Source organism: Thioclava sp. UBA3469 (assembly GCF_002378135.1).
GTDB classification, from domain to species: Bacteria; Pseudomonadota; Alphaproteobacteria; order Rhodobacterales; family Rhodobacteraceae; genus Thioclava; species Thioclava sediminum.
Genome location: NZ_DFRG01000271.1, coordinates 1 through 12,012, shown reverse-complemented (window position 1 = coordinate 12,012; position 12,012 = coordinate 1). Strand labels below are relative to the sequence as shown.

General features: G+C 65.6%; 12 protein-coding genes and 2 pseudogenes. 8 read left to right on the top strand and 6 right to left on the bottom strand.

What is annotated here, in order from left to right:
- Both B3D39_RS19745 and rpsD read left to right on the top strand, forming a co-directional pair.
- Nucleotides 1-600: pseudogene (locus tag B3D39_RS19745) on the top strand (hypothetical protein); the annotation flags it as partial.
- Nucleotides 601-647: 47 nt separating this feature from the next.
- Nucleotides 648-1,172 (top strand): annotated as a pseudogene (gene rpsD, locus B3D39_RS19740) (30S ribosomal protein S4); the annotation flags it as partial.
- Between the two features lie 61 nt (nucleotides 1,173-1,233).
- Here rpsD and B3D39_RS19735 read toward each other — a convergent pair.
- The 3 genes from B3D39_RS19735 to B3D39_RS19725 are packed head-to-tail and all read right to left on the bottom strand — an operon-like array spanning nucleotide 1,234 to nucleotide 3,994.
- Nucleotides 1,234-2,412 carry an amidohydrolase gene (locus B3D39_RS19735; protein WP_274961849.1) on the bottom strand — a complete coding sequence of 393 codons (1,179 nt, stop codon included), beginning with the start codon at nucleotides 2,410-2,412 and terminating at the stop codon, nucleotides 1,234-1,236.
- Between the two features lie 42 nt (nucleotides 2,413-2,454).
- Nucleotides 2,455-2,694 (bottom strand): DUF2842 domain-containing protein, encoded by a 240-nt coding sequence (locus B3D39_RS19730; protein WP_078539696.1) that lies wholly within the window; start codon nucleotides 2,692-2,694, stop codon nucleotides 2,455-2,457.
- 4 nt (nucleotides 2,695-2,698) lie between these two features.
- Entirely contained in the window at nucleotides 2,699-3,994 is a 1,296-nt protein-coding gene (locus B3D39_RS19725; protein ID WP_078539695.1) for an adenylosuccinate synthase, read from the bottom strand.
- A gap of 291 nt (nucleotides 3,995-4,285) precedes the next feature.
- On the opposite strand from B3D39_RS19725, the gene secG reads away from it, so the two are divergent.
- The 3 genes from secG to B3D39_RS19710 all read left to right on the top strand — a co-directional run bounded on the left by secG (nucleotide 4,286) and on the right by B3D39_RS19710 (nucleotide 7,645).
- Nucleotides 4,286-4,738 (top strand): preprotein translocase subunit SecG, encoded by a 453-nt coding sequence (gene secG, locus B3D39_RS19720; protein ID WP_078539694.1) that lies wholly within the window; start codon nucleotides 4,286-4,288, stop codon nucleotides 4,736-4,738.
- A 183-nt stretch (nucleotides 4,739-4,921) separates the two neighbouring features.
- Complete coding sequence (locus tag B3D39_RS19715) at nucleotides 4,922-6,565, top strand: CTP synthase (protein WP_078599437.1); 1,644 nt, start codon at nucleotides 4,922-4,924, stop codon at nucleotides 6,563-6,565.
- 372 nt (nucleotides 6,566-6,937) lie between these two features.
- A complete protein-coding gene (locus B3D39_RS19710; protein WP_274961850.1) occupies nucleotides 6,938-7,645 on the top strand; it encodes an outer membrane beta-barrel protein in 708 nt (235 codons plus the stop codon).
- A gap of 86 nt (nucleotides 7,646-7,731) precedes the next feature.
- Here the strand turns inward: B3D39_RS19710 and B3D39_RS19705 are convergent, their stop codons facing one another.
- Genes B3D39_RS19705 through B3D39_RS19695 form a run of 3 tightly spaced genes read right to left on the bottom strand, consistent with a single transcriptional unit; the run spans nucleotide 7,732 to nucleotide 10,050 of the window.
- A complete protein-coding gene (locus B3D39_RS19705; protein ID WP_083074728.1) occupies nucleotides 7,732-8,262 on the bottom strand; it encodes a GbsR/MarR family transcriptional regulator in 531 nt (176 codons plus the stop codon).
- 34 nt (nucleotides 8,263-8,296) lie between these two features.
- On the bottom strand, nucleotides 8,297-9,061 hold the full coding sequence (locus B3D39_RS19700; protein ID WP_274961851.1) for a 2-dehydro-3-deoxygalactonokinase: 765 nt from the start codon (nucleotides 9,059-9,061) through the stop codon (nucleotides 8,297-8,299).
- 32 nt (nucleotides 9,062-9,093) lie between these two features.
- On the bottom strand, nucleotides 9,094-10,050 hold the full coding sequence (locus B3D39_RS19695; protein ID WP_274961852.1) for a zinc ABC transporter substrate-binding protein: 957 nt from the start codon (nucleotides 10,048-10,050) through the stop codon (nucleotides 9,094-9,096).
- A gap of 91 nt (nucleotides 10,051-10,141) precedes the next feature.
- Here B3D39_RS19695 and B3D39_RS19690 point away from each other — a divergent pair, with 91 nt between their 5' ends.
- The 3 genes from B3D39_RS19690 to B3D39_RS19680 form a co-directional block, all read left to right on the top strand.
- Nucleotides 10,142-10,651, top strand: a complete 510-nt coding sequence (locus B3D39_RS19690; RefSeq protein WP_078569424.1) for a Fur family transcriptional regulator — start codon at nucleotides 10,142-10,144, stop codon at nucleotides 10,649-10,651.
- A complete protein-coding gene (locus tag B3D39_RS19685; RefSeq protein ID WP_274961853.1) occupies nucleotides 10,648-11,448 on the top strand; it encodes a metal ABC transporter ATP-binding protein in 801 nt (266 codons plus the stop codon). The genes B3D39_RS19690 and B3D39_RS19685 overlap by 4 nt, the downstream gene beginning before the upstream one ends.
- The coding region (locus tag B3D39_RS19680) for a metal ABC transporter permease (protein WP_286789999.1) at nucleotides 11,441-12,012 on the top strand (572 nt) is incomplete at its 3' end. The genes B3D39_RS19685 and B3D39_RS19680, both read left to right, overlap by 8 nt.

The following is a 12,012-nucleotide window of genomic DNA, read 5'->3' as shown; positions in this document are numbered from 1 at the left end:
GGGGGCGTCGAGGACGAGGACGGGTCCGAGCCCTACCGCGCCGATCTGACCCAGGCCGTGCGTCCGCGCCGTCCGGTCAGCTCGGGCGAAACGGTATCGCGCCGTCCCGATCCGTTGCGCCCCGCGCCGCTGGTGCTGGTTTCCGAACAGCGCGTCGACGCAGAAGAAGCCTCGGAGGTCGAGGAGGTCGAGCAGCCCGCGGCTCAGCCCGCCGCCGCGATCCGTCCGCGCCGTGTCTCGGCAGGTCAATTCGCCGTTGCCCAAGGCGACGAATCCGAAGCCACGCCGATGAACCCCGAGCAGGCGACCAGCTTCGCCGAATTCGCGGAAAGCCTCGGCACGCAGGGCCTCTCCGATCTGCTGGAAGCCGCCGCCGCCTATACGTCGGCCGTGGAAGGGCGCCCGCATTTCTCGCCGCCGCAGATCATGCGCAAGCTGTCCGTCATGGACGATGCGGCTGACGTGCCGCGCGAAGAGCGGATGCGCGTCTTCGGCCGCCTGCTGCGTCAGGGCAAGATCACCAAGGTGAAGCGTGGCCAATACGCGATCACCGAAGCCTCGCGCTACTGGGACGAGGCGAAGATGGCCTCGGGGCAGTAAGCCCGGCGACAGATCAGAAGGGGCGGTCCTGCGGGGCCGCCCTTNNCGAATACGGCCCCGGCCAGCACGGTCAGCGCCGCAAGGGCAAGCTTTCGGACTTCGGTCTGCAGCTGCGCGCCAAGCAGAAGCTGAAGGGCTATTACGGCGACGTCACCGAAAAGCAGTTCCGCGCCACCTACAAGGATGCCACCCGCATGAAGGGTGACACCGGCCAGAACCTGATCGGCCTGCTCGAGCGCCGCCTGGACATGATCGTGTACCGCGCCAAGTTCGCACCGACGATCTTCGCTGCCCGCCAGATCGTGTCGCACGGCCACATCAAGGTGAACGGCGTGAAGTGCAACATCGCCAGCCGTCGTTGCGACGTTGGTGACGTGATCTCGCTGGGCGACAAGGCCAAGGAAATGGCCCTGATCATCGAAGCACAGAGCCTGCCCGAGCGCGAAGTGCCCGACTACGTCGCCCAGGAAGGCAACGATTCGGTCACCTTCATCCGCGTGCCTTCGCTCGACGAAGTGCCCTACCCGGTGCAGATGGAACCGAACCTGGTGGTCGAGTTCTACTCGCGCTGATCGGTTAGCCGGTTACGAAACAGCAAAGGGCGGTCCTGCGGGGCCGCCCTTTTTCATTGGATCAATAAAGCGGTGCGCGCAGGCACTGGATCAGCACGCGCGCGCCGGGGGCGATCAGCGCGTCGGGGAAGTCGTAATCGGGATTGTGCAGGGCAGGGCGGTCGCCCGCGCCCAGAAGCGCCATCGCGGCGGGACCGTGATCGGCGAAACGCCCGAAATCCTCGGAGGCGCGCATCGGCAGATCGGTTTCGGTGGTTTCGATACCTTCGGCCTTAAGCGCCGCGCGCAGGATGGCGTTCGCTTCAGGAGCGTTTTCGCAGTGGCGGAAGATATCGTGATAGGTGATCTCGCGCTCCAGACCGTGCGCATCGGCAGCCTTTTGCACCATCGCCTCGGCTTTCTCCACGAGCCCCGCCATCCCCGCATCGCGCTGGGTGCGCAGGGTCGCCCACAGCTCTGCCGCGCCGGGAGCGACGCCGAAGGCGGGCTCGCCGAGCCGCGCATGGGTAATCGTCACGCGCGCGAAATCGGGATCGCTCTGGTGCAACTCGTTGCCGAGCGCCGTCAGATCGCTCAACAGCCGGGCCAAAGCCGGGGCGGGGGAGCGACCGCTTTCAGGCAGCGAGGCATGGGCGGTCCACCCGGTGAGCGTGATTTTCATACCGCGCGAGGCGCAATTCATCACCCCGTCCTGCAGCGCCGCCGCCCCGAAGGGCACGCCGGGCATGTTGTGCAGCGCGAAGGACAGATCGGGCGCGATCTCGGCAAAGCGCGGATCGGCGATCACCGCCGCAGCCCCCGCGCCCGTCTCTTCGGCGGGTTGGAATAGCAGGATCGCGCGGCCGCGGATGGGACGATTGCGCGACAGCCAGCGTGCCACGCCTGCGAGAATCGCCATATGCCCGTCATGGCCGCACAGATGCCCCTTGCCGGGAAAGTTCGACCGGTAGGGCGGCGTGCCGGTCTCGTGGATCGGCAGCGCGTCCAATTCGCAGCGCAGGAGAATCGTCGGGCCGGGCTCCGCCCCCTCGTAGATCGCGGCGACCCCGTGCCCGCCAAGCTCGGTCAGCGTCCGGTCGGGGGCGGTCGGCAGCAGCATCGCGACGACCCGCGCGGCGGTGTCGCGTTCCTCGCCGGACAACTCGGGGTCCTGATGCAGACGGTGCCGCCACGCGGTCAATTCCGCGATGTCGGAATTGGTCAGACTGTCGGGCGGGAGGGGGCAGGGCGCGCTTGTCATCGGGCTAATTTGCCCGTTTTTCGGCGCGCCCGCCAGAGGGTGTCACGGCTGCGACGGATCGTCGGGATCGTCCTTGCCGACGCCTTTGAAGATCGGCTTGAGCGGCGCGATCCACAGCAGGCCAAGCACGACATAGACGCCGAACTCGGCCCAGATCGGCAGCCGCCCCCAGCGCGCGCCCGCCCAGTTCACCACCGTCACCGCGACGACGATATAGGCGGGCAGCCCCACGACGAGGGCCAGCAGCGAGAGGCGGCGTCGGGCCTTGTAGCTCAGCGCCATCGGATCAATCCGCGAAGGGATCGGTCACGAGGATCGTGTCGTCGCGCTCGGGCGAGGTCGACAGCATCGCGACCGGGCAGTCGATCAGCTCCTCGATCCGGCGGACATATTTGATCGCCGCTGCCGGAAGGTCGGCCCAGCTACGCGCGCCTTCGGTCGATTCGGCCCAGCCTTCGATCTCTTCATAGACGGGCACGCAGCGCTTCTGCTCTTCCGCGGCGGTCGGCAGGTAGTCGAGCGTCTCGCCGTCGAGCTCATAACCGGTGCAAATCTTGATCGTCTCAAAGCCGTCGAGCACGTCGAGCTTGGTCAGCGCGATGCCGTTCACGCCGGAGATCGCGCAGGTCTGGCGCACCAGCGCCGCATCGAACCAGCCACAGCGGCGCTTGCGGCCCGTGACGGTGCCGAATTCATGGCCGCGTGTGCCGAGGCGGTTGCCGTCTTCGTCGTCCAGCTCGGTCGGGAAGGGGCCTTCACCGACACGGGTGGTGTAGGCTTTGACGATGCCGAGGACGAAATCGATCGCGCCCGGGCCCATACCGGTGCCCGCTGCGGCCTGACCCGCGACCACGTTCGACGAGGTCACGAAGGGGTAGGTGCCGAAATCGATATCCAGCAGCGAGCCCTGCGCGCCTTCGAACAGGATGCGCTTGCCCTGCTTGCGCTTCTCGTTGAGCACTTTCCAGACGGGGGCTGCGTATTTCAGGATCTCGGGCGCGACTTCCTTGAGCTTCGCGATCAGCGCGTCGCGGTCGATCGCCTCGATGCCGAGGCCCTTGCGCAGCGGATCGTGGTGCTGCAGCGCGCGGTCGACGCGGGCTTCCAGCGTCGCGTCGTCCGCGAGGTCCGCCACGCGGACCGAACGGCGACCCACCTTATCTTCATAGGCCGGGCCGATGCCGCGACCGGTGGTGCCGATCTTGGTGCCCTTCGAGGCCGCTTCCTCGCGGGCGCGATCGAGCTCGCCGTGAATCGGCAGGATCAGCGGGGTGTTTTCCGCGATCATCAGCGTCTCGGGGGTGATCTCGACGCCCTGATCGCGGATCTTCTCGATCTCTGCGAGCAGGTGGAACGGGTCGAGCACGACCCCGTTGCCGATCACCGAAAGTTTGCCGCCCCGCACCACGCCCGAAGGCAGCGCGTTGAGCTTGTAGACCTTGCCGTCGATCACGAGCGTATGGCCCGCGTTATGACCGCCCTGAAACCGCGCGATCACATCCGCGCGCTCGCTGAGCCAGTCCACGATCTTGCCTTTCCCCTCGTCACCCCATTGGGCGCCGACGACGACGACATTGGCCATTGCTCTCTCCTTGGCAGGTGTAAAACCGCGCGAGGTATAGCGGCTGAGCGCGCGGTGCGAAAGCCCGCATTTGCGAGAGGTGGTTCGCTCTATTCACGCGTGACGCGCGCGCGAGGGGGCAGGCGCCTCCGGCGGGGATATTTGGGCCAAAACGAAGGGGAGGGCGGATGCAGGCTGCGCGGCTGTGCCGATTTGACCCCGCGAAAGCCGAAAATACACCTCTGCGGCCTTGCACCCTCAGTCTCATCCGCCTAGATAGGCGCGTCGCAAGAAAGAAGGCCCGACCCGTTCATGGAAAACGTCGTTCTCTCGATCCATCTGATCCTCGCACTACTGCTGATTGGCGTGGTGCTGCTGCAACGCTCCGAAGGGGGTGGCCTCGGCATGGGGTCGTCCAACAGCTCCGGCGGCGGTGTCGGCGGGCTGATGACCGGTCGGCAGGCGGCCAATGCGCTGACTCGCGTGACCTGGGTTCTGGCCGCTGGCTTCTTCGCGACCTCGGTGACGCTGACGGTTCTGGCCGCGCAGAAAGCGGGCAGCAGCTCGGTGCTCGATAGCGCCGCGCCCGAGCAAAGCGCACCGGCAGAGACCGCGCCGGCGAATGACACGACCGGCTCGACGCCGTCGCTCGATGTGGTGATGCCGCCGCCGGCAAGCGGGTCGGATGCCTCGACCGGCGGAAACGCGGGCGAAACCACGACGGATACGCAAAGCGGTCCGGTTACGCCGCCCGCCGCCAACTAAGCCGTCACTTCAGCCGGTAATCGGTTCGCACCCACAAAACGTTGCGGGTGCGTCCTATCCAAACTCAATAGCTTGCGGTCTGGTTGCGGGCAGGCCGCGAATCGTGTAAGCATTAAATCCCGTGATCCTGACCCTCTTTGGGGCAGGGAAACCATTCGAATTTCGCAGATCACGGGGGTCTTCATGGCACGTTATGTCTTCATTACCGGCGGCGTTGTCTCGTCGCTCGGCAAGGGTTTGGCATCCGCCGCCTTGGGGGCATTGCTGCAAGCACGCGGCTTTTCGGTTCGGCTGCGCAAGCTCGACCCGTATCTCAACGTCGATCCGGGCACGATGAGCCCGTTCGAGCACGGCGAGGTCTTCGTCACCGATGACGGGGCCGAGACCGATCTCGACCTTGGCCATTACGAACGCTTCACCGGCGTCTCGGCACGCAAGACCGACTCGATCTCTTCGGGGCGGATTTACACCAACGTGCTCGAGAAGGAGCGCCGCGGCGAATATCTGGGCAAAACCATTCAGGTGATCCCGCACGTCACCAACGAGATCAAGGACTTCCTCGATGTCGGCGATGACGAGGTCGACTTCATGCTCTGCGAGATCGGCGGCACGGTCGGCGATATCGAGGGCCTGCCCTTCTTCGAAGCGATCCGCCAGTTCAGCCAGGACCGCCCGCGCGGCCAGTGTATCTTCATGCACCTCACGCTGCTGCCCTATCTGGCGGCGTCGGGCGAGCTGAAGACCAAGCCGACGCAGCACTCGGTGAAGGAACTGCGCTCGATCGGCCTGCAGCCCGACGTGCTGGTCTGCCGTTCGGAGCAGCCGATTCCGGAGAAAGAGCGCGGCAAGATCGCGCTGTTCTGTAACGTGCGCCCCGAGGCGGTGATCCCGGCCTATGACCTGAAGTCGATCTACGAGGCGCCGCTGGCCTATCACCGCATGGGCCTCGATCAGGCGGTGCTGGACGCGTTCGGCATCTCGCCCGCGCCGAAGCCGGAACTGAGCCGCTGGGAAGACGTGATGGACCGTCTCGACCATGCCGAAGGCGAGGTGCGCGTCGCGATCGTGGGCAAATACGTCCAGCTGGAAGACGCCTACAAGTCGATCGCCGAGGCGCTGACCCATGGCGGCATGGCGAACCGGGTGCGCGTGAAGGCCGAGTGGATCGACGCGGAGATTTTCGAGAACGAAGACCCCGCACCCTATCTGGAGAACTACCACGCCATCCTCGTGCCCGGCGGCTTCGGTGAGCGAGGCACGGAAGGCAAAATCCGGGCGGCCCAATTCGCGCGCGAAAAGGGCGTGCCTTACCTGGGCATCTGTCTGGGGATGCAGATGGCCGTCATCGAGGCCGCGCGGAACCTCGCGGGCGTCAGCGATGCGGGCTCGGAAGAATTCGACCACGAGGCGGGCAAGAAGCGCTTCACCCCGGTCGTCTATCACCTCAAGGAATGGGTGCAGGGCAACCACCGGGTCGAGCGCAAGGTGACAGACGACAAGGGCGGCACGATGCGTCTGGGCGCCTATTCGGCCTCGCTGAAAGAGGGCTCGAAGGTCGCCGAGGTCTACGGCTCGACCGATATCGAAGAGCGTCACCGCCACCGCTACGAGGTCGACATCAAGTACCGCGAGCCGCTGGAAAAATGCGGCATGACCTTCTCCGGCATGTCGCCCGATGGCCGCCTGCCCGAGATCGTCGAGCACAAGGACCATCCGTGGTTCATCGGCGTGCAGTTCCACCCCGAGCTGAAATCGAAGCCCTTCGCGCCGCACCCGCTGTTTGCGGGCTTCATCAAGGCCGCGCGGGATCAGAGCCGGTTGGTGTGAGGAAGCAAGGTAAGTAACGTCTTTCGGGGGGCGATCGCAGAGATGCGGTCGCCCTTTTCTGATGCAGATTTACGCTTGGGAAGTCTGCAGGGACAAGTCGCAGCTCCCGGATCAATTCTGGGTTGCAGCAGGGGGAGGATTTTCTGGCGATTGTGCAACAGGTACCGCTTTTCTGTGAAAACCTCCTGCGTTCTGCGTCCTAATGATTGCGCAAAATACTATGAATTCTAACCAGTTCCGCGCGTTTTTTATAGGTGCGGGGTGCTCGGATCGAAACGCTCCGTGCTGTCTGACTTCCAGGGCGACCTGGCCCGTATTTTTTGCGAGTGACATCTGTGAAACTGCTCCAACTCCTTTCAAGGTATGCCTGAGATGAACAAGACTGCACTGGCGCTCATCGCTTTGTTCGCCTTTCCCGCCCTCGCTCAGAGTGAGCCTTCTTTTTATGTCTCCGGTGCGATCGGCACGATCGGCGGGGGCATGAAGACCTCGGACGATCTGGCCGGCAATCCGCCTACGGCCCCGCATGGGGCGATGGGTGGTCTCGACACCGGGTCAAAGCGAAGCTTTGCACTCGCCGTCGGTTATCAGCTCGACCCTAATCTTCAGGTCGAGGTTAGCTATGGGAAATATGAATACGGCGACACTGACTGGGGAACCGATTTCTCCGGCACCTACAATGGAGCTACCGCAACGCCCTTTTCTGGCAAGCTCAGCTCGGATGTGCTCTTCGTCGGCGTCAATTACTTGGAGGACTTCGCACCGAACTGGAATTGGCAAGTCGGCGCGGCCGTTGGCATGGCGCGCAACAAGTTCCACCGTGCTGCGGAAGGCACTTATGCGGAAGTTCGCTCCAACGCGCAGAACGAGTTTGCCTTTAAGGTCAGCGCGGGCCTCGGCTACAAGCTGAGCGAGCACCTCAAGGTGCTGGGCAATGTCGACCTGGTGAGTCTCGGTCGGTTCGAATCCGCCAAGCAAAGGGACGTGGACTGGAGTTCCACTCCGAACCCGATTGCGCCCTACAAGTTCGACACGAATCTTCAGCCTGTCGTGAGCCTCGGACTGTCCTACAGCTTCTGAACTGTTGGTCTGCGAGATGACCGTTGGCCCGGAGCAGAAAGGCTTCGGGGCAACGGTTTTCTGACGTTCAGACCAAAAAGCCGCGCTCAGCTTTGCGCGGCTTTTTTCTTTTTCTTCTTCGAGGGTTTCGGCGCGGGTTTCTCGGCTTTGCCGCCGCCGCGGGCGGGGTCGATGTGACGGGCAAGCTCGGCCGGGTCGAGGCGTATCAGCGCCTGAATATAGCCCGAGGCCGCGTCGAGCAGCTCGCATAGGGCCGCCGCGCGCGGATCGGCGCTTCGGGCTTCCAGTGCGGACAGGTGGTCACGCGCGGGGCCGATGACGCGGCGTTCGCGCTCGGCCAGCATCAGGCGTGCCAGTTCCCACGGCTCGGTGGGCGCCACGAAGAAATCCTTGCGCGAGCCCGGCGAGCGCGCGGCCTGCACGAGACCCGCATCGCGCAACTCTTTCAACGCGGTTGAGACATTGGAGCGCGACAGCCCAAGCTGCGTTACGAGATCGTCGGCCGAGGGCGCTTGCGCCGCGCGCCAGATCGCGCCGAGGCAGCGGCCTGCGGGGCGGGAAAATCCGAAACGGGGGGCGAGTTCGGCGAAGGCTTCGGGCAGTTCGGTTTCACTCATGCATCCATCCTCTGCCGCCTATTTTCGCCGTCGGTTACGCGCCGGGTCGGCGCGCCGCGGACAGCCCCGCGATCAGCGCGGCCTCCCCGTCGCCCAAAGTGACCTGCGCGCCCTGCGCTTGCAAGCCGCGGGCGCAAATTTCCGACCAGCCGGGGGCAGAGGCGGAGGACAGCGCGAGCACGGTTTGCCCGAGCCACCACGGCTTCGCCGCGGCGAGTTCCGCGCCAAGCACGGCACCGGCGGCGCGCGGGGCGGGGCGTCCGAGGCTGAGCGGCGCCAATTCGCGGGCGAGGCGTTCGGGGCGCGAGAGCGTATCGGCAAGGGCTGCGTCGAACCCGTCGCCTGCCTCCAGCGGCGCGCCAAGCGCGGCTAGCATCGCGGCGGAACCTGCGCGCATCGCGCTGACCACTTCCCCCGCCGAGATATGCGCCCAGATCGCGCTTGCGCCGCAGATCCAGATCACGCCATCGAATTGCGGGAGGCCTGCGAGGATACCGGCGATCCGGGCCGCTTCGGGGGCGGTGACCTCGGTGCCGTCGCTGTCTTGGATCAGGCCGGGCAGGGCGGGATAGCTTTGCCCGCCGATTTCGGTCAGCGGCAGCGCGCCTTCGGGGCGCGGCGTGCAGGGCAGGGCGCGCGGGGTGGGGCCTGCAGTGGAGGCCGCCACGATCGCAGCGGCTCCGTCGGGCAAGAGCGGGCGCGCGGCGGGCCCGGATTTGCGGTCGCTCACCGCCCCGTCCGAGACATTTGCAGCGCGCCAGCGCCCGAATTCTTCCGTAAGTGCGATCCAATCAGCCATGGCGCATCAGATCGCACGGCGGTCTTGCGGGATCAACCCTGCGACAGGCAGGCGGTGATCGTGTCCGCCATTCCCTGCATCAGGTCCTCATAGAGGCCGGAGCCATAGGTCAGCGCGGTTCCCGAAGGATCGAGCGGCTTGCCGAGCGTCACCGGCGTCCCATCGACGAGGATTTCGACCATTTTCGGGTCGTGGTTCGCCTCCGGGAAAGCACAGACGGCATCCTTCGCCGAGGCCTCGGCGCGCAGGCTCACGAGATGGGCCGCGCCGGGGGTCGATGCATCGCTGGGCGAGAGCGCACCCATGATGGTCAGCCCGTAATGATCGGCCAGATAGCCGTAAGCTGCGTGATAGACGAGGAAGGGCTTGTCCGCGACCGGCGCAAACTCAGCCTTGAGCTTGGCGTCGAGCGCCTCGATCCGCGCCTGCGCCGATTTGGCATTGGCCGCGTAGGTGTCGGCATGTTCGGGATCGGCCTTGGAGAGGTCGTCGGCGATCAGGCCGAGCCAGAGCTTCGCATTGTCGGGGTCGAGCCACGCATGGGGATCGGTCATCTGATCGACCTCGCCTTGGTCGTCGTGCCCCGCCTCGGCGTGACCCTCGTCCTCGTCGAGATCGGCGCTGTGGTCATGCGGGTCCTGCGCCGAGAAACTGCGCACCGTCGTTCCGGGTGCGTGAAGCAGCTCGACCGATTGGCCCTTCACGCCGACGCCTTCGATCGCGCGTTCCAGCCACGGCGTCAGGCGCGGGCCGACCCAGAAGACGAGATCGGCATCCTGCAGATCGCGCGCTTGGCTTGGCTTTAGCTGATAGTGATGCGCGTCCGAATTCTGACCGAGCAGCACTTCGGGCTTGCCCAGATCGCCCATCACCTGCGCGACGAGCGACTGCACCGGGGGCACATCGGTGACGACGCTGGGCACTTCGGCTTGGGCGAGGGCGGGCAGTGCGGCAAGCGCGCTCACGAGAACGGGAAGGGTGGGGCGCATCGGATGTCTCCTGTCCAACTTGATCTGAGGAGCGGAACATGTATGTTATAAAATCACTCGTCAAGAAGAAATGTGATAAGGTAACGCTCTCGTGGGATCTTCGACCTCTTCCGCCAAGGCTTTCACGCCGCATGACCACAGCCGATGCGCCGGCACGACGCTGGCGCGCGCCGAGGCTGTCGCCGCCGAAAAGGGCGCGCGTCTGACCCCGGTGCGCAAGCGCGCGCTGGAAATTCTGCTGGAAGAGCATCGGGCTATGGGGGCCTACGAGGTACTCGACCGGCTCGCAGAGGATGGGTTCGGCAAGCAGCCGCCCGTGGCCTATCGCGCGCTGGAATTTCTCGTTGAACACGGTCTTGCGCATCGCGTGCGCCGCCTGAATGCCTTCGCCGCCTGCATGAGCCCGGGCGAGGAACATGCGCCGGTCTTCCTGATTTGCCGCAACTGTGGCGAGGTCGCGGAGGCAGGGCCCGAAGAGGGGGCCGAAGAGGTGCGCCGCGCGCTGCAGGGCGCGGCCGAGCGGCTGAATTTCCATGTCGAGCGGGCGACCGTCGAGGCGCTGGGGCTCTGCCCGAACTGCGCCGCTGAGGAGGCGCAATGAGCGAATTGATCACGGCGCAGGGCCTGAGCGTGCGCCATGGCGAGGTCGAGGTGCTTCACGGCGTCGACTTCACGATTTCCCCGGGCGAGATCGTCACCGTCGTCGGGCCGAACGGCTCGGGCAAATCGACGCTGATCCGCGCTCTGATCGGGCTGGAGCGCGCCGCGCGGGGCAAGGTGAACCGTCAGGCGGGGCTGCGGATCGGCTATGTCCCGCAAAAGCTGCATGTCGATGCGAGCCTGCCGTTGACGGTGCGCCGCTTCCTGTCGCTGCCCAAGCGCGTCTCGAACGCGCGGGCCGAAGCGGCGCTGGAACGCACCGGCGTGCCGCATCTGGGCGGGCGGCAGATTTCGCGGCTCTCGGGTGGGCAGTTTCAACGTGTGCTTCTAGCGCGGGCCTTGCTGTCGGAGCCGCAGATCCTGATCCTCGACGAGCCGACGCAGGGGCTCGACCAGCCCGGCACGGCAGGGTTCTACAAGCTGATCGAAGAGGTCCGTCAGGAAACCGGCTGCGCGGTTCTGATGGTGAGCCACGATCTGCACGTCGTGATGTCTGCCTCGGATCGGGTGATCTGCCTCAACGGTCATGTCTGCTGTCAGGGCACGCCGAAGGTGGTGGCCGAGGCGCCGGAATATCGCGCGCTGTTCGGGATGGGCACGCAGGGGGCCTTCGCGCTCTATCAGCATAGCCACGATCATGGCGAACATGCGGATCACGCGACCTGCAGCCACGATCACGATCACGCGCATGACGCGGCGCAGGACGACACTCAGACCCACGGGCAGGCGCATGTTTGACGATTTTCTTTTCCGCGCGGCGCTGGCCGGGATCGGCCTGACCTTCGCGACCGGGCCGCTTGGCTCTTTCGTCGTTTGGCGGCGGATGGCCTATTTCGGCGATGCGACGGCCCATGCCGCGATCCTCGGCGTGGCGCTGAGCTTCGCCTTCGGCATCTCGGTCTATCTGGGCACGCTTGGCGTGGCGCTGGCGATGGCGCTCACAGTGGCGCGGCTCTCGGGGCGCGGCCATGCGATGGACACGCTATTGGGGGTGCTCGCCCATTCCGCGCTGGCTTTCGGCCTCGTCGCGGCGTCGCTGCAATCGGGGCTGCGGGTCGATCTGTCGGCATGGTTGTTCGGCGATATTCTCGCCGTGTCGCGCAGCGATCTGGCCGTGGTCTGGGGCGGATCGGCGGTCGTCGTGGCGCTGCTGGCATGGCGCTGGCAGGGGCTACTGACCGCGACGATCAATGACGAGCTGGCGATGTCCTCGGGGCTCGACCCGCGGCGCGAGCAGATGGCGCTGACCATCGCGCTGGCGCTGACCGTGGCCGTGGCGATCAAGATCGTCGGCGCGCTGCT